16 protein-coding genes are annotated in these 18,904 nt (G+C 74.0%); 7 read left to right on the forward strand and 9 right to left on the reverse strand.

Translation table 11 applies throughout. The features are described from left to right. Positions 1–208 precede the first annotated feature (208 nt). Together mycP and ACFVT2_RS41790 are read right to left on the reverse strand one after the other, a co-directional pair. Complete coding sequence (gene mycP / locus ACFVT2_RS41785) at positions 209–1,378, reverse strand: type VII secretion-associated serine protease mycosin (protein ID WP_390027314.1); 1,170 nt, start codon at positions 1,376–1,378, stop codon at positions 209–211. Next, positions 1,375–2,745, reverse strand: a complete 1,371-nt coding sequence (locus ACFVT2_RS41790; RefSeq protein WP_390027317.1) for a hypothetical protein — start codon at positions 2,743–2,745, stop codon at positions 1,375–1,377. The genes mycP and ACFVT2_RS41790 overlap by 4 nt, the downstream gene beginning before the upstream one ends. A 216-nt stretch (positions 2,746–2,961) precedes the next feature. On the opposite strand from ACFVT2_RS41790, the gene ACFVT2_RS41795 reads away from it, so the two are divergent. Further along, complete coding sequence (locus tag ACFVT2_RS41795) at positions 2,962–4,185, forward strand: amino acid deaminase/aldolase (RefSeq protein WP_390027319.1); 1,224 nt, start codon at positions 2,962–2,964, stop codon at positions 4,183–4,185. A gap of 52 nt (positions 4,186–4,237) precedes the next feature. Here ACFVT2_RS41795 and ACFVT2_RS41800 read toward each other — a convergent pair whose 3' ends face one another. From ACFVT2_RS41800 to ACFVT2_RS41815, 4 genes are all read right to left on the reverse strand, one after another. Beyond that, the gene (locus tag ACFVT2_RS41800; protein ID WP_390027322.1) at positions 4,238–5,527 is read right to left on the reverse strand and encodes a haloacid dehalogenase-like hydrolase; all 1,290 of its coding nucleotides are present in this window, start codon (positions 5,525–5,527) and stop codon (positions 4,238–4,240) included. A gap of 88 nt (positions 5,528–5,615) precedes the next feature. Next, a complete protein-coding gene (locus ACFVT2_RS41805; protein WP_390027325.1) occupies positions 5,616–6,416 on the reverse strand; it encodes a 3-oxoacyl-ACP reductase in 801 nt (266 codons plus the stop codon). 43 nt (positions 6,417–6,459) lie between these two features. Then, positions 6,460–7,833 carry an aldehyde dehydrogenase family protein gene (locus ACFVT2_RS41810; RefSeq protein ID WP_390027328.1) on the reverse strand — a complete coding sequence of 458 codons (1,374 nt, stop codon included), beginning with the start codon at positions 7,831–7,833 and terminating at the stop codon, positions 6,460–6,462. A 9-nt stretch (positions 7,834–7,842) separates the two neighbouring features. Further along, a complete protein-coding gene (locus ACFVT2_RS41815) occupies positions 7,843–9,210 on the reverse strand; it encodes a glutamine synthetase family protein (protein ID WP_390027331.1) in 1,368 nt (455 codons plus the stop codon). 73 nt (positions 9,211–9,283) lie between these two features. Between ACFVT2_RS41815 and ACFVT2_RS41820 the strand changes: the two genes are divergently transcribed. The 3 genes from ACFVT2_RS41820 to ACFVT2_RS41830 all read left to right on the forward strand — a co-directional run bounded on the left by ACFVT2_RS41820 (position 9,284) and on the right by ACFVT2_RS41830 (position 12,498). After that, on the forward strand, positions 9,284–10,015 hold the full coding sequence (locus ACFVT2_RS41820; RefSeq protein ID WP_390027333.1) for a FadR/GntR family transcriptional regulator: 732 nt from the start codon (positions 9,284–9,286) through the stop codon (positions 10,013–10,015). A 190-nt stretch (positions 10,016–10,205) separates the two neighbouring features. After that, entirely contained in the window at positions 10,206–11,684 is a 1,479-nt protein-coding gene (gene eat, locus ACFVT2_RS41825; RefSeq protein ID WP_390027335.1) for an ethanolamine permease, read from the forward strand. A 79-nt stretch (positions 11,685–11,763) separates the two neighbouring features. Continuing rightward, entirely contained in the window at positions 11,764–12,498 is a 735-nt protein-coding gene (locus ACFVT2_RS41830) for a gamma-glutamyl-gamma-aminobutyrate hydrolase family protein (RefSeq protein ID WP_390027337.1), read from the forward strand. A gap of 79 nt (positions 12,499–12,577) precedes the next feature. On the opposite strand, the gene ACFVT2_RS41835 is transcribed toward ACFVT2_RS41830, so the two are convergent. After that, the gene (locus ACFVT2_RS41835) at positions 12,578–13,141 is read right to left on the reverse strand and encodes a helix-turn-helix domain-containing protein (protein ID WP_390027340.1); all 564 of its coding nucleotides are present in this window, start codon (positions 13,139–13,141) and stop codon (positions 12,578–12,580) included. 183 nt (positions 13,142–13,324) lie between these two features. Here ACFVT2_RS41835 and ACFVT2_RS41840 point away from each other — a divergent pair, with 183 nt between their 5' ends. After that, entirely contained in the window at positions 13,325–14,458 is a 1,134-nt protein-coding gene (locus ACFVT2_RS41840; protein ID WP_390027342.1) for an aryl-sulfate sulfotransferase, read from the forward strand. A gap of 3 nt (positions 14,459–14,461) precedes the next feature. Then, the gene (locus tag ACFVT2_RS41845) at positions 14,462–15,760 is read left to right on the forward strand and encodes a uracil-xanthine permease family protein (protein WP_390027345.1); all 1,299 of its coding nucleotides are present in this window, start codon (positions 14,462–14,464) and stop codon (positions 15,758–15,760) included. A 27-nt stretch (positions 15,761–15,787) separates the two neighbouring features. Here the strand turns inward: ACFVT2_RS41845 and ACFVT2_RS41850 are convergent, their stop codons facing one another. Next, the gene (locus ACFVT2_RS41850) at positions 15,788–16,750 is read right to left on the reverse strand and encodes a LysR family transcriptional regulator (protein WP_390027347.1); all 963 of its coding nucleotides are present in this window, start codon (positions 16,748–16,750) and stop codon (positions 15,788–15,790) included. A 70-nt stretch (positions 16,751–16,820) separates the two neighbouring features. Here ACFVT2_RS41850 and ACFVT2_RS41855 point away from each other — a divergent pair, with 70 nt between their 5' ends. Then, entirely contained in the window at positions 16,821–17,987 is a 1,167-nt protein-coding gene (locus ACFVT2_RS41855) for a TDT family transporter (protein WP_390027349.1), read from the forward strand. Between the two features lie 4 nt (positions 17,988–17,991). Here the strand turns inward: ACFVT2_RS41855 and ACFVT2_RS41860 are convergent, their stop codons facing one another. Continuing rightward, positions 17,992–18,750: a helical backbone metal receptor gene (locus ACFVT2_RS41860; RefSeq protein ID WP_390027352.1), complete on the reverse strand. Its 759-nt coding sequence runs from the start codon at positions 18,748–18,750 to the stop codon at positions 17,992–17,994. Positions 18,751–18,904: the final 154 nt, after the last annotated feature.

The raw sequence follows: 18,904 nt of genomic DNA on the forward strand, positions 1-18,904 counted from the left end.
AAGCGAAGCAGTCCGGCACACCCCAGCCCCACAGACCCGGCACCGCACCCAACAGCCCCGCGCAGCGGACCCGCCCGCCGCAGGCGAAACGACGCCGCACCCGGCAACGTACGAGCCAGCCCCGCGCAGCGGCAACGTACGAGCAAACCCCGCGCCGTTAGGCGCAAAACGCGAACCCCTACGGCGGGACGGCCGACAACGTGGGAGGTCAACCCACCCCCGTGGACCGCCGCCAGATGAAGACGGCGGCTGTGGTGAGGGCCAGGCCGGTGGCGCCGAGGGTCCAGGGGAGCCAGTTGACGGGGGTGTCGTCGGCGGGGTCGGTGACGGGGCCGGGGCCGAAGTAGCGGTGGGGGTAGGCGACGGGGGCCGGTTTCTGGGGGGTGGGGGTGAGGTTCGCGGCGGCTTTGAGGGCGGCGGCGGGGTCGATGAGGCCGGCGCCGAAGTCGTCGTCGCGGCCGCCCTGGGGGCGGTGCTGGGCGGTGCTGGTGAGCAGGGTGCGGATCTGGGCGGGGCTGAGGTCGCGGTGGGCGGAGCGGACCAGGGCGATGGCGCCGGAGACGAAGGCGGCGGCGGGGCTGGTGCCCAGGCCGGAGACGTAGCCGGTGCCGTGGTCGGCCATGAGGATGTCGTAGCCGGGGGCGGAGACCGTGGCGTACCAGTGGCGGGTGGAGAAGGAGGCGCGGGCGTCCAGGTGGGTGACGGCGGTGGCGGCGATGACGCCGGGATAGGCGGCGGGGTACGAGACGTGGTCGCCCTTCTGGCCGCCGTTGCCGGCCGAGGCGACCACGGGGATGCCCTTGTTGAGGGCGTACTGGATGGCGGCGTCCTCGCGGGGGTCGGGGTGGGCGGTCTCGCTGTCGTCGCCGAGGGACATGTTGATCACGTCGGCGCCGTGGTCGGCGGCCCAGCGGATGCCGTCGGCGAGGGCGCCGGGCTTCTCGTCGCGGGCCCGCCGGCGGTCGGGGTCGTGGTCCTCCAGGATCACCCGGATCGGCAGGATCTTGGCCTCGGGGGCGACGCCGAGGATGCCGTCGGAGCCGCCGGCGCCGTGGCCGTGGCCTGCGATGACGCTGGCCATGCCGGTGCCGTGCTGGGCCCAGGTGTCGTCGCCGGGGCGGGCGCCGAAGCCGATCAGGTCCTTCTCGGGCAGCACCTGGCCCTTGAGGTCGGGGTGGTTCGCGTCCACACCGGTGTCCAGGACGGCGACGGTGGTCCCGGCGCCCTTGGTGGTCTGCCAGGCGTCCTGGGCGTGGATGGCCTGAAGGCCCCACTGCTGGGCGCGGATGGCGTCCGCGTGGGCGGGCAGTGAGGGCAGGACGGCCAGTGCGGCGGAGGTCAGGGCGACGGTCGCGGCCCGCAGAGCGGACTTGATCATGGCGCTACCTCCGTGGGCTGCGCGGGGATGCCGGACGCCGTGCGGAAGGTCGCGGTGACCTTGTCCGCCAGGCCCTTGGCGTCGTGGCCGAGTCCGGATTCGGCGGGGGCGGTGGTGACGCCGGGCTGGACCGCGGCGTCGGCGGGCTGCGGGTCGGTGATCTCGCGGCCGTCGGCGAAACCGGAGACGGCGTAGATCACGACCGGGATGTCGGTGAGTATCCGCACGGTCCAGCTGGCGCGCTGGGCGGGGCCGAAGTCCTCGGCCAGGGTGCCCCTGGCCGCCAGCGGCAGGGGCATCAGGGTCTTGCGGTTGGCCAGGTCCTTGGTGCTGAAGCGGGCGTTGAGGTCCATCATCCCGGCCCGGTCGGCCTTGGTGGTCTGGGCGCCGACGGTGATGACGCCGGCGCGGGTGGCGTCGACGTAGGTGGCGCGCAGCAGGCGGGCGCAGCCGGCCGGGGCGAGTTCCTTGGCGAGCGGGCCCTCGTAGGTGGTGGCGCAGTCGCTGTCGGGGGCGACGGCGATGCGGATCCAGGTGCGGTCGGCGCCGCCGGGGCCGGCGGCCAGTCCCTCGACGGTGCGCGGGAAGAGGGTGTCGACGGGGGTGTTGCGCCAGGCGTCCTGGCCCTTGGCGAAGGCGGCCTCGGGCGTCGGGGTGCCCTTGGCGGGGGCGTCGGTGAGCCAGCTGCCGGCCGCCGCGCCGGCCATGAGGCCGATGCCGAGGACCAGGCTGGCGGCCGCGGCGACGACCCGGGTGCTGGGCAGTCGGTCGGCCAGCGAGCGGCGCGGGGCGGGCTCGACTCCCGTGGGGTGGGCGGGAGTTGGCGGCCAGGCCGGGGCGGGTGGGGGCTCGGGGGCGGGCGGCGGCGGGGGGCTCGCGGGGCGGTCGCCCGCCTCGTCCCACAGGGCGGCGCTGTTGGCCAGGTGGAAGGCCGCGGTGTCGCGGAACGACCGGGGGGCGCCGGTGGGCGGCGGCGCGGCGGTGGGCGACTCGGTGCGCGGGCGGGGCGGGGCGGTCGGCGGGGCCGACGGGCGGGGCGGGGCGGTGGGGGCCGGTGGTGCGGTGGGGGCCGCGGGCGGGGCGGAGGGGGGCGGCGGCGCGGCCGGTGGCGTGGGGGCCGGGGCTGTGGGGGCCGGGGCCGTGGGGGCCGGGGCGGACTCGGCGGGGAGCGGCTGCCGGGCGGCCGGGGGCGGGGCGGACGGCGGGGCCGGGGCCGCGGGCGGAGGGATGGTGGGGTCGGCGGGGACCGGGCGCAGGATGGTGGTCTTGGGGTCCTCGTCGGCGGGCGGCTCGGCGGGACGGTGCGGCGGTCGCGGGGGTATGGGTGGGATGCGTGGAGCATCGGCGTAATCGGCGTCGGCGCTCACCAGCGCTCCCCCTCGCACGGTGTGCCCCGGACCCGACAAGCAATCGGGGCAGGGTGGTTCGTATCCGGACATCACGCCGCTGACCTGCTGGTTGCGGTGTCGAGCCACTGTAAGGGCTGGCCCGGCCGCCGCTCCAACCCCTGGACGCTCCGGCGTCACTTCCGGCGTGGTTCGTCCCCCTACCCAGTGGTAGCGGTGTCTGGCAGGCTGCGGGCCATGTCCCAGCACCCCGCCGCCGCGTATGCCGACAAAGCCTGTTACGACCGGGCCACCGCCCCTCTCGATGCGCCGTTGGCCGTCGTCGATCTGGCGGCCTTCGACGCCAACGCCGCCGATCTGGTGCGCCGTTCGAAGGGGAAGCCGATCCGGGTGGCGAGCAAATCGGTGCGCTGCCGAGCGCTGTTGGAGCGGGTGCTGGCGCGCGACGGCTTCGCGGGGATCATGAGCTTCACGCTCGCCGAGTCGCTGTGGCTGGCGCGGTCGGGCTTCCCGGACGTGCTGCTGGCGTACCCGTCGGCGGACCGGGCCGGCTTCGCCGAGCTGGCCGGGGACGCCAAGCTCGCGGCGGCGGTGACGGTGATGATCGACGACCCCGCGCAGCTGGACCTGATCGACGCCGCGCGCCCGGCCGGTCCGGGCCGCGGCGAGGAGCTCCGCGTCTGCTTGGAACTGGACACCTCGTACCGGCTGCTGGGCGGGAAGGTCCGGGTCGGGGCCCGGCGGTCGCCGCTGCGGGATCCGCAGGCGCTCGCCGCGCTGGCCCGGACCGTGGTCCGGCGCCCCGGGTTCCGGCTGGTGGGGCTGATGGCCTACGAGGGGCACGTGGCGGGGGTGGGCGACGAGGTCGCCGGGAAGCCGGTGTTCTCGCGGACCATCCGGTTGATGCAGGCGGCGGCCCGGAAGGAGCTGGCGCAGCGGCGCTGGGAGGCCGTGCGGGCGGTGCGGGCCGTGGCGCCGCGACTGGAGTTCGTCAACGGCGGCGGGACGGGGAGCGTGCAGCACACCGCGGCGGAGGCGGCGGTGACCGAGATAGCGGCCGGTTCGGGGTTGTACGTGCCGCGGCTGTTCGACAACTTCCGCTCGTTCCGCGGGCGTCCGGCGGCGCTGTTCGCGCAGCCGGTGGTGCGCCGGCCGGGGCCCGGTGTCGTCACGGTGCTGGGCGGTGGCTATCCGGCGTCGGGGGTGGCCGGTGCGGACCGGCTGCCGGAGCCGTATCTGCCGGCGGGGCTGCGCTACGACCCGCAGGAGGGGCCGGGCGAGGTGCAGACGCCGCTGCTGGGGGCGGCGGCGGACGGGCTGGCGGTCGGCGACAAGGTGTGGTTCCGGCACGCCAAGGCCGGGGAGCTGTGCGAGCGGTTCGCGGAGCTGCACCTGATCGAGGGGGGCCGGGTGGTGGGAACGGTGCCGACGTACCGGGGCGAGGGCCACACCTTCCTGTAACGGTGTCACAGGTCGGCGGTGCGGCCCCCGCCCGGCCGGTTGGTGGTCCGGGTCAGCCGTGGATCCGGTCCTGCTGGTCGGCGACGACGGTGCCGTCGGGACGGCGGACCGGGCCGAGGGTGCCGTCGGTGTTGGTGTAGCCCTTGGTTGCGCAGGGGTAGGCGCCGGACTTGCGGGGCAGCGGGTCGAGGAACATCGGGTTGACCACCCAGCGGCCGTCGGCGTTGTCGTAGCCACGGCACATCAACTCGTCCTTGTTGCGGTTGATGGCCAGGTGGGCGCCGGTGGCGTCGTTGACGAAGGTGACGTCGGTGTTGGCGTCGCCGCCGCCCAGGGCGATGCGGTGCGCGGGGTCCTGCTTGCGCCATGCCTCGGCGCCCTTGATCCCGTAGATCTCCTGGTTGATCCAGCAGCGCTTGCCGTCGACGTACGGGATGACCGCGCCGGGGCCGTCCTTGACGTCGCCGCAGCCGGCGATGGTGGTGGTGAGACGGCCGTCGCGGACGCGGTTCCGTATGCCGATGGTGTGCCGGGCGTCCACTCCGACGCCGCCGGACCACACCTCGGCGACGGTCTCCGACGACGCGGAGACGATGTAGACGTCGAAGCCGGCCGCCTTGAGGGTGCGGATCAGGTCCTTCTGCTGGTCGTAGTAGCGGATGTAGCCGGCCAGCTTGTGGGTGCCCACGGTCTGCACGGTGCCGATCGGCGCGGCGAGGTTCTCGGCGCGGGCCCGCTTGGCGTAGGCGGTGAGGGTGGCGGGCTTCAGGCCGGCGAACAGCTGGGGGACCCAGGCGTATTCGGGGACCGTGTGGCGGTGGTTCCACTCGCCGGCGAAGGCCGGGGCGCCGCTCATGGTCTTCGCCTCGCCGCGGATCTCCATGAGCTCGTCGGCGCAGGCGGTGTTGCGGGAGGTCGGCAGCGGGCGGCCGGGGGTGCCGGGGCCGCAGGCCCGGGTCAGCGCCCGGTCGGCGGCGGCGGTGAGCCAGGGGCTGGTGTCCCGCCAGCTCTTGGGCCGGGGCACCTTGTCGTGCTTGACCATCCAGGCCAGGGTGGCGTCGGAGATGTCGTTCTTGACGACGGTGTTGTCCCAGTCGAAGGCCGCGACCGGGCGGGGCCCGTCGTGGCGTCCCGAACAGCTGCCGCGCTCGTCGATCATCTTCTGGAGCTTGGCGCGGTTGTCGCCGTACCAGGGGATGTCCTTGGAGAGCTGCGGGCAGTGGGCGCGGGCCGGGGCCTTGGTGGGGGTGGCGGCGGTGGCCGGCGCGGTGGCCGTGAGGGCGGCGAGCGCGGCGGTGCCGGCCAGACCCAGGGCGAGCAGCCGTCTGGTGGGTGCGGTCATGTGTCCTCCGTGGTCAAGGGGGGAAGCACGCCGGGACCGGCACGCGGAGGCGCCGGTCCCGATGTTGATCATGGAGACTACAGGGCGGCTACAGGGGGGTGACGTAGGCGCCGGCGATGCCTCCGTCGACGAGGAATTCGGCGGCGTTGACGAACGAGGAGTCGTCGCTGGCGAGGAAGGCGACCGCGGACGCGATCTCCTCGGGCTCGGCGAACCGGCCGACCGGGACGTGCACCAGGCGGCGCGCGGCGCGCTCGGGGTCCTTGGCGAACAGCTCCTTGAGCAGCGGGGTGTTGACCGGCCCCGGGCAGAGCGCGTTGACGCGGATGCCCTCGCGGGCGAACTGCACGCCCAGTTCGCGGGACATGGCCAGCACGCCGCCCTTGGAGGCGGTGTAGCTGATCTGCGAGGTGGCGGCGCCCATCACGGCCACGAAGGACGCGGTGTTGATGATGGAGCCGCCGCGCCCGGTCTGCTCGAACTGGCGCTGCATGTAGGGCAGGGCGTGCTTGCAGCAGAGGTAGACGGAGGTGAGGTTGACCTCCTGGACGCGCTTCCAGGCGTCGAGTCCGGTGGTGAGGATCGAGTCGTCGTCGGGCGGCGAGATCCCGGCGTTGTTGAAGGCGATGTCCACCGAGCCGTAGGTGTCGAAGGCGGTCTTGTAGAGCGCCTCGACCTGTTCCGCGTCGGTGACGTCGACCTGGACGAAGGTGCCGCCGACCTCTTCGGCGGCGGCCTTGCCGGCCGTCTCGTCGATGTCGGCGCAGACGACGTCGGCGCCTTCGGAGGCCAGTCGGCGGGCGGTGGCCAGGCCGATGCCGCTGCCGGCTCCGGTGATCACGGCGGTACGGCCGACGAGGCGGCGGCACACGGCGGTCTGGTCGGTCACTTGCTCTCCTCGTGGGTGATGGCGGTGCTGGTTGCGGTGCGGGTCACGAGCCGGCCGGCTCGGTGGCGATGAAGACGTTCTTGGTCTCGGTGAAGGCGGCCAGCGCGTCCGGGCCGAGCTCGCGGCCGAGTCCGGACTGCTTGAATCCGCCGAACGGGGTCCAGTAGCGCACGCTGCTGTGGGAGTTGACGGAGAGGTTGCCGGCCGCGACGGCGCGCGAGACGCGCAGTGCCCGGCCGACGTCACGGGTCCACAGCGAGCCGGAGAGGCCGTAGTCGGTGGCGTTGGCGAGCCGGATCGCCTCGGCCTCGTCCTCGAAGGGGAGGACGACGGCGACCGGGCCGAAGATCTCCTCGACGGCGGTGCGGTCCTCGGGGCGGGCTTCCAGGACGGTGGCCGGGTACCAGAAGCCCTTGCCGGACGGGGCCTCTCCGCGGATGGCGGCCGGTGCGTCCTCGGGGACGTAGGAGCGGACCCGGTCGCGCTGGGCGGCGGAGATCAGCGGGCCCATCTGGGTGGCCGGATCGGCCGGGTCGCCGACCGTGAACGCCTTGACGGCGGGTTCCAGCAGCTCCATGAAGCGGTCGTAGACGCTGCGCTGGACGAGGATGCGGCTGCGGGCGCAGCAGTCCTGGCCGGCGTTGTCGAGGAAGGAGCCGGGGGTTGCGGCCGCGGCGGCCTCGACGTCGGCGTCGGCGAAGACGATGTTGGGGCTCTTGCCGCCGAGTTCGAGGGTGAGCCGTTTGGTCTGCGCGGCGCACTGGGCGGCGATCCGGCGGCCGGTGGCAGTGGAGCCGGTGAAGACGACCTTGGCGACGCCGGGGTGGTCGACCAGCGCGCTGCCGGTGACCGGTCCCTCGCCGGGCAGGACCTGAAAGAGGCCCTCGGGGAGCCCGGCCTCCAGGGCGAGTTCGGCGAGCCGGAGCGCGGTGAGCGGGGTGGTCTCGGCGGGCTTGAGGAGGACGGCGTTGCCGGCCGCGAGGGCGGGGGCGGTGCCCCAGGCGGCGATCGGCATCGGAAAGTTCCAGGGGGCGATGACGGCGACCACGCCGAGCGGTTCCTGGAGGGTGATGTTCAGGCCGCCGGCCACCGGGATCTGGGTGCCGGTCAGGCGCTCCACTCCCCCGGCGGCGTAGTGCAGCAGGTCGCGGACGTTGCCGGCCTCCCAGCGGCCGTTGCCCAGGGGGTGGCCGGCCTCGCGCAGCTCCAGCTGGGCCAGCGGCTCGATCTGGGCGTCGACGACGTCGGCGAACCGGCGCAGCAGGCGGGCCCGGTCGCCGGGGGCCACCGCGGCCCAGGCTTCCTGGGCCGCGGTGGCCCGGCGGACGGCCGCGTCGACCTCGGCGGGCGAGGTGGTGGGGACGGTGGCCACCACCTCCTCGGTCGCCGGGTTGAGGATGGTCAGCTCTTGCAGCACGGGCGTTCCTTACATGCGCTCGAAGGAGCGGAAGCGCTCCCAGTCCGTGACGGCGGCGTCGTAGGCGTCCTGTTCGACGCGGGCCATGTGGCGGTAGTGGTCGACGACCTCGTCGCCGAAGGCCGCGCGGGCGATCGGGCTGTGCTCCCACAGCTCGGCGGCCTCGCGGAGGGTGGTGGGGACGTGCGCGGCGCCGCCCCTGTAGGCGTTTCCGGTGGTGGCGTCAGGGAGTTCGAGCTCGTGCTCGATGCCGTACAGGCCGGCCGCGACCATGCCGGCGACCGCGAGGTAGGGGTTCACGTCGCCGCCGGGCAGGCGGTTCTCCAGGCGGTGCGAGCGGCCGTGGCCGACCACCCGCAGGGCGCAGGTGCGGTTGTCCGGGCCCCAGGCGACGGCGGTGGGCGCGAAGGAGCCGGGGCGGAACCGCTTGTAGGAGTTGATGTTGGGGGCGTAGAGGAGCGTGAAGTCGCGCATCGCGGCGAGTTGGCCGGCGAGGAAGTGCCGCATGGTCTGCGACATGCCGTAGGGGCCGCTGTCGTCGGCCAGCACCGGCCGGCCCTGCTCGTCCTGGAGCGAGAGGTGGATGTGACAGGAGTTGCCCTCGCGCTCGTCGTACTTGGCCATGAAGGTGAGCGCCGTGCCCTCCTGGGCGGCGATCTCCTTGGCGCCGGTCTTGTAGATGCTGTGCTGGTCGCAGGTGGTGAGCGCCTCGTCGTAGACGAACACGATCTCGTGCTGGCCGAGGTTGCACTCGCCCTTGGCGGACTCGACGGTCATCCCGGCCGCGCCCATCTCGTTGCGGATCCGGCGCAGCAGGGGTTCGACGCGGCCGGTGCCCAGGACGGAGTAGTCGGCGTTGTACTGGTTGGCCGGGGTCATCTGGCGGTAGCCGCGTGACCAGGCGTCCTCGTAGGTGTCCTTGAAGACCATGAACTCCAGCTCGGTGCCGGCGTACGCGCGCCAGCCGCGCTCGGCCAGCCGGTCGAGCTGGCGGCGGAGGACCTGCCGGGGGGAGGCGACGACCGGGGAGCCGTCGTGCCAGGCGAGATCGGCGGTGATCAGGGCGGTGCCGGGATTCCAGGGGGTGCGGCGGAGGGTGGCGGGGTCGCCGTGCATGGCGAAGTCGCCGTAGCCGCGTTCCCAGGAGGACATCGCGTAACCGTCGACGGTGTTCAGGTCGACGTCGACGGCGAGGAGGTAGTTACAGCCCTCCGTACCGTGTTCGAGGACGGTGTCGAGGAAGTAGCGGGCGGCGAACCGCTTGCCCTGGAGCCTGCCTTGCATATCGGTGAAGGCGAGGACGACAGTGTCGATCTCCCCGTTGTCGACGAGGACGCTGAGCTCCTCTACGGAGAGCGGGGGCCTGCGGTCTGCCACGGTGGTGCCTCCTGTCGGTGCATCCGGAGGTCATAAGGTAGGCACACGAACCATTGATTGGGAAGGGGTTCAGATGGACGGTGCGGCCGATCGGCTGGCGCCGGTGCTGCGGCCGGTCCGGGCGGGCAACGGTTTCGAAGAGGCGCTGGAGCAGATACTCCAGATCGTCCGGCTCGGGCTGGTCCCGCAGGGCGAACGGCTGCCGGCCGAGCGGGAGTTGGCGGAGCGACTCCAGATCAGCCGGGTCACCCTGCGCGAGGTGCTGAAGGTCCTCCAGGACGAGGGATTGGTGGAAAGCCGGCGCGGCCGGTACGGCGGGACCTTCGTACGGGCGCGCACCGAGAACCCGGGCGAGGCGGAGCTGCGGCGCCGGATCGGCAAGACCGACGTGGAGGACATCCTCCGCTTCCGGGAGGTGCTGGAGGTCGGCGCGGCCGGGCTGTGCGCGGCGCACGGACTGTCGGACGCACAGGCGAAGCGGCTGCGCGAGGCGCTGGCCGCGACCCAGGACGCGCCGCTGGCCGACTACCGCCGGCGCGACACGCTGCTCCACCTGACCCTGGCGGAGCTGTCCGGGTCGCCGTCGCTGGCCGCCCAGTACGCCGCGGTCCGGGCCGGCGTCAACGACCTGCTGGACTGCATCCCGCTGCTGGTACGGAACCTGGAGCACTCGCAGGCGCAGCACGCCGCGCTGGTGGAGGCGGTGTTGGAGGGCGACGCGGACGGGGCCCGCGAGGTGATGCGGGAGCACTGCTGCGGCACCGCGGCACTGCTGCGCGGCTTCCTGGCCGGGCCGGTCCGCTAGGGCCTGTCGTCACATTCCCGCCTGGTCGATCATGGCCGGATGGGCCCGGTCCAGCCCGCCGGCCGCATCTCGTCACCCCGTCGCCTCGTAACCAGTCATTTACGCACGGGTCTTGCGCTGAGCCCCCCGGACGGCAAAGGTATGCGGCTAAACCTTTACTCCGGTTGTCCCCGCAAGGCAGGAGCGGCTCATGGCCGACAGCACCCGTGCGCAGACCGCAGCGACCGCCGCCTCCCCGGGCGGCGGACCCCCGGGCGGCGACGGCGACGCCTACCTGGAGCGGCGGACCCTGCGCCGCGGCAGCGCCGGCCCGCTGCTGTTGACCGGCCTGGGGGTGGCCTACGTCGTCTCCGGCGACTTCTCCGGCTGGAACAACGGGTTGGCGCAGGGCGGCTTCGGCGGTCTGGCGATCGCCGCGGTCCTGATGGGCCTGATGTACACCTGCCTGGTCTTCGCGCTGGCGGAGCTGGCCTCGATCCTGCCCACCGCGGGCGGCGGCTACGGCTTCGCCCGCCGTGCCCTGGGCACCTGGGGCGGCTTCCTGACCGGCACCGCGATCCTGATCGAGTACGTCCTGGCGCCCGCCGCGATCTCCATCTTCATCGGTGACTACGTCGAATCGCTGGGCCTGTTCGGACTGCACTCCAGCTGGCCCGTCTACCTCGCCTGCTTCGTCCTTTTCATCGGGATCCACCTGTGGGGCGTGGGCGAGGCCCTGCGGTTCAGCCTGATCGTCACCGCCATCGCGGTCGCCGCACTACTGGTCTTCGCGGTCGCCGCACTCAGCAACTTCCATGTGGACACGCTCAACGACATTCCGGTGAAGTCCGGTGCCTTCGGGGCGAGTTCCTGGCTGCCGTTCGGCGTGCTGGGCATCTGGGCGGCGTTCCCGTTCGGGATGTGGTTCTTCCTGGGCGTGGAGGGCGTTCCGCTGGCGGCCGAGGAGACCAAGGACCCGGTCCGCTCGCTGCCCCGGGCGATGGCGGCCGCGATGGGCGTGCTGCTGCTCCTCGCGCTGGTCACCTTCACCGCGGCGACCGGGGCGCGCGGCTCGGCCGCGATCCAGTCCGTCGGCGATCCGCTGGTCCAGGCGCTCCAGCCGCACGGCACCCCGACCACGGTCAGCCGGATCGTCAACTACGCCGGACTGGCCGGGCTGGTGGCGTCCTTCTTCTCCCTGATCTTCGCCGGGTCCCGGCAGCTCTTCGCGCTCTCCCGGGCCGGCTATCTGCCCCGCTTCCTCTCCCTGACCAGCCGCCGCAAGGCGCCCTACCTGGGGCTGCTGGTCCCCGGCGCGCTGGGGTTCGCGCTCGCCGCGGCCACCGGCGACGGCGCCCGGATGCTCAACGTCGCGGTCTTCGGCGCCACCATCTCCTATGCGCTGATGGCCCTTTCGCACCTCGTGCTGCGCCGCCGCGAGCCCGGTCTGCACCGCCCGTACCGCACCCCGGGCGGCATGCTGACCTCCGCCGTCGCCTTCGTCCTGGCATGCTCGGCGCTGGTGGCGACGTTCCTGGTCGACAAGGAGGCCGCGTTCATCGCGCTCGGCGTCTACGGGGTCGCCCTGGCCTACTTCGCCTTCTACTCCCGCCACCGACTGGTGGCCGCCGCGCCCGAAGAGGAGTTCGCGGCGCTGGCCGCCGCCGAGGCCGAACTCGAACGCGACTGACCCACCGCACCGCACCACAAGCGCAGCACCGCACAAGCACAGCACCGCACCGCACCGCACCGTACGGAGGATCCGCTCGATGTCCCAGCCGCAGCCGCCGCTCATCGGCATCAGCACCTATCAGGAAGAGGCCCGGTGGGGGGTGTGGACGCTGCCGGCCGCGCTGGTGCCCGCCGGGTACCCCCGCCTGGTGCGGCGCGCCGGCGGGCTGGCGGCGCTGCTGCCGCCCGGCGACCCGGAGACCGCCGCGGCGACCGTCGCCCGGCTGGACGGGCTGGTGATCGCCGGCGGCGCGGACATCGCCCCGGCCCGCTACGGAGCGGAGCCGCACCCCCGCACCGGCCCGCCCGCGCTGGACCGGGACGCCTGGGAACTGGCCCTGATCGAGGCGGCGTTGGGGGCCCGGGTACCACTGCTGGGCATCTGCCGCGGACTCCAGCTGCTGAACGTGGCGCTCGGCGGCACCCTCGTCCAGCACCTGGACGGCCACTCCGGCCCGCCCGGGGTCTTCGGCCGGCACGAGGTCACCCCGGTGCCCGGCACGCTGCTGGGCACGGCGCTGCCCGAGCCGGTGGCCGTGCCGACCTACCACCACCAGGCCGTGGACCGGCTCGGCCGCGGGCTGACGGTCTCGGCCTACGCGGAGGACGGCACCATCGAGGCGGTGGAGCTGCCGGACGCACCGGCCTTCACACTGGCGGTGCAGTGGCATCCGGAGGCCGGCGAGGACACCCGGGTGATGGACGCGCTGGTCGCAGCGGCCCGCGGGACGGCCCCGGCTGGAGTGCGACCGCCTGGCGGCACGATGTCCTGACCGCACGCCCCCCGACCGCGCGGGCGGCCGGCCGTGCGGGGGCGATCGCCCCCGGCCGACCAACCCGCCGACCGGCACCTCACCCCCGGAAGTCGTCCGACACCCCGACCAGCAGCACCCGGGTCGCCGGGGCCAGCGACCGCCAGCGGTGGGTGATCCCGCCGGCGCAGTAGAGGGTGTCGCCGGGCCCGAGTTCGTAACGCTGGCCGTCCGCCTCGGCCTCCACCGCGCCCTCGACGACGTACATCACCTCGTCGTGCGGATGCCGGAACGCGCGCTGCCAGTCGTGCCGGCCGGTGAACTCCAGCGCGTGCAGCTGCTGGTGGCCGCGGACCAGCGGGCGCACCCGGCCGGCTTCGCCGTCCTCCGGGACGGCGGCGGAGTCGGCCCGCACCACATCGACCGTGCGCGGCCCGTCGGCGGCGGCCAACAGCCGGACCGCGGTGGTCTCCAGGGCGTCGGCGATCAGTTGGAGCGAGCGCATGCTGGGCCGGGCCCGGTCGTTCTCGACCTGGCTGAGGAAGGGCGCGGAGAGCCCGGTGGCGCGGGCGAGATCGGCCAGCGTCAACTCCCGTGCGCGGCGCCGCCGGCGGACCGCCGCCCCCACCCGCGGGACCTCCCCCGCGGCCTCGGTCCCGCTCATCGCTCGCTCCTCACCGGCACCATCGCGCACTCCTCATCGAGCCCCGTCGAGCCCCGTCGAGCCCCTCATCGAGGTCCTTATTGAGCCGTTCACAGACCTGCAACACACCGGTCCTAGCGTCTACGCTGTTTGATCCCATCAAACAAAGTTTGACAAGACATAGTTTGACGAGGGGAATTCGGCATGACACCCGACCTGACCGCTGTCGATCAAAACACACGCCGCCGCCGCGGCACCGGCCTGATCGCGCTCGACGCCACCGCCGCCCACGACGGCTACACGCTCTACGCCCCGCTCACCGGCGGCGGCCAGGTCCTGCTGACCGACCTGCACGGCATCGTCGTCCACCGCTGGCACCTGCCGCACCGCCCCGGCCGCCACGCCCGCATCCTCCCCAACGGCAACCTCGCCTACAACGCCACCCTCCCCGACCAGGACGCGCTCTTCCCGATGTGGCACAAGTACCGCGGCGGGCTGATGCAGGAGATCGCCCCCGACGGCACGGTGCTGCGGTCCTTCACCGATCCGCTCCAGCACCACGACGCCCACCACTACGGCGACGGGCGGATCCTGTACTCCGCGCTGGAGCCGCTGACCGGCGACCGGGCCGCGTCGGTCCGCGGCGGCGTCCCCGGCTCCGAGCCGAACGGCACGGTCCACGCCGACACCCTCCGCGAGGTCGACGCGGACGGGCGACTGCTGTGGTCCTGGAACGCCGCCGACCACCTCGACCCGGACGCCTACGCCCTGCACCCCGCCTACTCCCGCGAGCACTGGCCGCTGATCAACTCCGTGCTGCCGCTGGCCGACGGCGACGTCCTGGCCAGCCTGCGCAGCTCCTCGGCGGTGATCGTCATCAGCCGGGCGACCGGCGAGGTCCGCTGGCGGACCGAGCCGGGGCTGGTCTCCCAGCAGCACCACCCCACCGAACTGCCGAACGGCAACTTCCTCATCTTCGACAACGGCGTCTTCCGGCCCGGTTGCGACGTCCCCTACTCCCGCGTCATCGAGGTGGACCGGGCGACCGGCACGGTGGTCTGGGAGTACCACGACCCCGCCCGGGAAGCGTTCTTCGCGCCCTTCATGGGCAGCGCCCAGCGGCTGCCCAACGGCAACACGCTGATCACCGACTCCCCCGCCGGCCGGCTCTTCGAGGTCACCGCCGAGGGCAGGCTGTGCTGGGAGTACGTCGTCCCGGAGTTCGGCGGCTACCGCGAACCGGAGGTCGGCGAGCTGTTCCCCACCCAGAACAACGCGGTCTTCCGCGCCTACCGCTACGCCGCCGGGGAACTCCCCTGGCTGAAGCGGCAGGTGTGAGCGATGGCCGCCCCCGGGCCCGCCGTGGCGCCGGTGGACGAACGGGTGCCGCTGCTCCGGCTGGTGCCGCTCGCCGCCCAGCACGTCCTGGCGATGATCGCCGCCCCGGTCTCCACCGTCTTCCTGCTGGCCGGCGGGTTGCACCTGCCGCCCGACCGCACCGCCGCCCTGTTCAGCGCCACCCTCGTACTGTGCGGCGCCGGGGCGCTGTTGCAGTCGTTCGGGGTGCTGCGGATCGGCGCCCGGCTGCCGTTCATGATGCTGCCCGGTGGCGCGGCGGCCGCCCTCTTCCTCCAGATCGCCCGGGAGCACGGCGCGGCCACCGCCTCCGGTGCGGTACTGCTCGCGGCCGCGCTGCTGCTGGCCGTACTCCCGCTGTACGGGCGGATCGTGCGGTTCTTCCCGCCGCTGGTGATGGGCACGACGGTGCTGGTCATCGGCGTCAACATGGTCGCCGTGGCGGCCCCGATGGCGGCCGCCGGCAGCGGGCCGGCGCTGGTCACCGTCGCCGCCACCGCACTGGGCTTCCTGCTGCTGCGCGGCGTCTGGCGGCAGTTGTCGGTACTGCTCGGCATGGCGGTGGGCACCGCCACGGCGGCGCTGGCCGGCGCCCCGTTCCGCACCGTACCGGGGGAAGCGGTGCTGGCCCTCCCCCGCCTCCTCCCTTACGGCGTCCCGCACTTCGACCTGCTCGCCGCGCTGCCGCTGCTGGTCTTCGCGCTCGCCTCACTCGCCGAGGCGACCGGTCAGACGGTGCTCAACAGCGAGGCGGTGGGCCGGATCCCGGAACCGTCCCGCGATGTGCCGCGCACCGCCCGCGCGGACGCGGTGGCCTCGCTCGCCGCCGGGCTGTTCGGCGGCGCGACGATGGTGACCAGCGCGGAGAACATCGGCATCGTCCGACTCACCGGCGTCCGCAGCCGGTTCGTGACCGCGGCGGCCGGGGCGCTGCTGGTGCTCGGCGGTCTGCTGGCGCCGGTCACCCGGCTGCTGGCGGCGCTGCCGGTGCCGGTGGTCGGCGGTGCCGCCCTGGTGATCTACGCGGTGATCGCCGCCATGGGCATCGACATGCTCCGCCGCACCGACCTCGCCGACCGCGCCGCCTCCACCGTCGTCGCCCTCACCCTCCTCGCCGGTCTGCTCCCCGTGCTGGCCCCGCGGCTGTACGCACCGCTGCCCGGTTGGGCGCACACCCTCTTCGGCAGCGGTGTGCCGGCCGCCGCACTCACCGCCGCGGTGCTCTCGGCGCTGTTCCGCCGGCTGGACGCGGGCGCCCGTACGGCACCGGCCGGGGCGGGCTGAGGGCGGCGGGCCGGGGCCCCGGCCGGGTCAGGGCGCGCCGCGGGTCAGCCCCAGCAGGTCGCGGGCCGGGCCCACCGGACGCTGGCCGGTCCGCCACACCGCGCGCAGCTCGCGGCCCAGCCGCAGCCCACGCACCGGGACCTCCACCAGCCGGCGCGCGGTCAGTTCCTCACGGACCGCCAGTTCGCTCAGCACGGACGGGGCCGCTTCGCTGACCACCGCGGACTTCACCGCGGTGGTCGAGGCGAGTTCGAGCAGCGGCTCGGCCAGCCCGCCGACCCCGGCCAGCCCCGCGTCCAGCACCTGACGGGTGCCCGAGCCGCGTTCCCGCAGGATCAGTGGGGTCGCGGCGAGTTCGGCGGGGGCCAGTTCGGTGCGCCGCCGGGTCCAGGGGTGGGATGGCGCGGCCACCACGACCAGCCGGTCGTGCCCGATCACCGCGCCGTCCAGCCCCGCCGGGACGTCCAGCCCCTCCACGAAGCCGAGGTCCGCCTCGCCGGCCAACAGCCGCTCGGCGACCACGCGGGTGTTCCCGGCCAGCAGCGACACGGCCGTCCCCGGGCGCTGGGCGCGCAGCGCGATCAGCCAACCGGGCAGCAGGTACTCGGCGATGGTCATGCTGGCCGCGACTCGCAGCCGGGAGTCGCGCCGCCCGCGCAGCGCCTGGGTGCCCGCGTCGAACGCCTCGGCGGCCTCCACCACCCGGCGCGCCCAGTCGGTGACCAGCGCCCCGGCGTCGGTCAGCCGGGAACCGCGCGGCGACCGCTCGACCAGCGCCACCCCCAACTGCCGCTCCATGGACCGGATCCGACTGCTGGCGGCGGGCTGGGTGATGCCCTGCGCCCGGGCGGCCCGCCCCAGGCTGCCGAGCCGGGCGACGGCCAGCAGCAGTTCCATCGCCCCGAGGTCCGGCACCCGGTGGTGCAGCGGTACGCCGACCTCATCGCCCACGTCCGGCGGCCCGGACCGCCCATCGTTCTCTGCACTCATAACTCCAGCTTATGTCCTCATAGAGACAAGGTCCCTGGTGGGCGCGGCCCGCACGGGCGACGCTGCAGATATGTCAACGCTCGCCCCCGCACCGTCCAAGAATCCCGCCGCCACCAGCGGCAACGCCCCGGTCACCAGTCCCTCGGTCCGTCACCTCGGCCCCAACTGGTACGCCGCCGTCATGGGCACCGCGATCGTCGCCAACGCCGGGGCGACGCTGCCGCTCACCGCGCCCGGCCTCCACGTGGCGTACCGGGCGGTCTGGGCGCTGTCGGCACTGATGCTGCTCGCGCTGCTGGCCGCGCGCACCGTCCACTGGGTCCGGCACCGCGACCAGGCCCGCCGCCACCTGCTCGAACCCACCGTCGCCCCGTTCTACGGATGCCTGGCCATGGCACTGCTGGCGGTCGGCGGCGGCACCCTCGCGGTCGGCAGGGACGTGCTCGGCGAGCCCGCCGCGGTGGCCGTCGACGCCGTGCTGTGGATCGTCGGGACCCTGGTCGGCCTGGCCACCGCCGCGGGCATCCCGTACCTGATGGTGGTCCGGCACCGGATCACCGAGGGCAGCGCCTCGCCGGTGTGGCTGCTGCCGCTGGTCGCCCCGATGGTCTCGGCGGCGCTGGGCCCCGCGCTGGTGCCGCACCTGCCGCCCGGGCAGGCACAGGAGGCACTGCTGCTGGCCTGCTACGCGCTGTTCGGGATGTCGCTGCTGATGACCGTGATCGTCCTGCCGCTGGTGGTCAGCCGACTGTTCCACCACGGGCCGCTACCGCTCGCCCTCACCCCCACCCTCTTCCTCGTCCTCGGTCCGCTGGGCCAGTCCACCACCGCCGTGAACAACCTCGCCGACGCCGCCCCCGGCGTCGTCACCCCGTCGTACGCGCACGCCATGGGCGCCTTCGCGGTGCTCTACGGGGTGCCGGTGCTGGGCTTCGCACTGTTGTGGCTGGCGCTGGCGGCGGCGCTGGTGGTGCGCGCCGCCCGCCACGGGATGGGCTTCGCGATGACCTGGTGGGGCTTCACCTTCCCGGTCGGGACCTGCGTCACCGGCGCCGCCGGCCTGACCCGGCACACCGGACTGGCGGCCTTCGGCTGGCTCGCGGTGGCGCTGTACGCGTTCCTCGTGGCCGCGGTCGCGGTGGCCGGTACGCGCACCGCGCAGGGACTACTGCGCGGCACCCTGTTGGCCCCGCCGCCGCAGCCCGGCGAGCCGTCCCGGCAACCGGTCGCGGCGTAACGGCTCACGGTCCGGTGCGGTGGAGCAGCGCCGGACCGTCCAGCGCCGCCGCCAGCACCTCCGGGGCTCGGGCCAACGAGGGCCCGTACCAGGTCAGATGGCGCCCGCTGACCAACGCGGCGGGCAGCCGGGGGAACGCCTCGGGCCCGTCCCCGGCCGTGAAGCGGTACGGCTCGTCCGGCAGCACCACCAGGTCCGCCGGGCCGGCGTTGAGGTCGTCGAGCGGGATCCGCGGGTACCGGTCGGCGTGGTCACCGTAGACATTGCGCACCCCGAGCCGGGCCAGCACGTCCCCGGCGAAGGTGTCCCGGCCCAGCACCATCCACGGCCGCCGCCAGATCGGCACCACCGCGGCCCGCTCCGGCGGCCGGGGCGGCAGCGGCCGCCAGGCGGCCTCGGCGGCGTCCAGCCAGCCGGGCCGGGTCAGCCCGCAGCCGTCCACCAGCACCCGGGCCAGCTCCCGGAACGCCTGGTCCAGGGTGCGGACCTCGGTGACCATGACGGCCAGCCCGGCGGCCCGCAGCTCATCGAGGTCCTGCGGACGGTTCTCCTCCTCGTTGGCGATCACCAGGTCCGGGGCCAGGGCGACGATCCGGGCCGTATCCGGGTTCTTGGTGCCGCCGATCCGGACGACGTCGAGTCCGGCCGGATGACTGCACCAGTCCGTCGCCGCGACCAACAGCCCCGGCGCACTCACGGCCACCGCCTCGCTCAACGACGGCACCAGTGACACCACCCGCCGGTCAACGCTGCGCAGCCTCATCCCCCCACGGTACGCACCCACCCACTCATCGGGCCCCAACCCTCCACAACCACCACCTGGTTGGCACCACCCACCTCAGCCCACCACCACCTCTCCTCCCACCCACCCACGGGCGGTGGTGGGCCTGCGGGGCTGGGGGTGTCCGGACGTAAAG

It is taken from the genome of Streptomyces sp. NPDC058000 (assembly GCF_042886435.1).
Classification (GTDB): Bacteria; Actinomycetota; Actinomycetes; order Streptomycetales; family Streptomycetaceae; genus Streptomyces.

Coding starts and splice junctions, on each gene's coding strand:
- ACFVT2_RS41835 (WP_390027340.1), bottom strand. CDS start 13,141: ATGAGCGGGACCGAGGCCGCGGGGGAGGTCCCGCGGGTGGGGGCGGCG.
- ACFVT2_RS41800 (WP_390027322.1), bottom strand. CDS start 5,527: ATGACCGCACCCACCAGACGGCTGCTCGCCCTGGGTCTGGCCGGCACC.
- mycP (WP_390027314.1), bottom strand. CDS start 1,378: ATGATCAAGTCCGCTCTGCGGGCCGCGACCGTCGCCCTGACCTCCGCC.
- ACFVT2_RS41850 (WP_390027347.1), bottom strand. CDS start 16,750: ATGAGTGCAGAGAACGATGGGCGGTCCGGGCCGCCGGACGTGGGCGAT.
- ACFVT2_RS41855 (WP_390027349.1), top strand. CDS start 16,821: ATGTCAACGCTCGCCCCCGCACCGTCCAAGAATCCCGCCGCCACCAGC.
- ACFVT2_RS41845 (WP_390027345.1), top strand. CDS start 14,462: ATGGCCGCCCCCGGGCCCGCCGTGGCGCCGGTGGACGAACGGGTGCCG.
- eat (WP_390027335.1), top strand. CDS start 10,206: ATGGCCGACAGCACCCGTGCGCAGACCGCAGCGACCGCCGCCTCCCCG.
- ACFVT2_RS41795 (WP_390027319.1), top strand. CDS start 2,962: ATGTCCCAGCACCCCGCCGCCGCGTATGCCGACAAAGCCTGTTACGAC.
- ACFVT2_RS41840 (WP_390027342.1), top strand. CDS start 13,325: ATGACACCCGACCTGACCGCTGTCGATCAAAACACACGCCGCCGCCGC.
- ACFVT2_RS41820 (WP_390027333.1), top strand. CDS start 9,284: ATGGACGGTGCGGCCGATCGGCTGGCGCCGGTGCTGCGGCCGGTCCGG.
- ACFVT2_RS41830 (WP_390027337.1), top strand. CDS start 11,764: ATGTCCCAGCCGCAGCCGCCGCTCATCGGCATCAGCACCTATCAGGAA.
- ACFVT2_RS41860 (WP_390027352.1), bottom strand. CDS start 18,750: ATGAGGCTGCGCAGCGTTGACCGGCGGGTGGTGTCACTGGTGCCGTCG.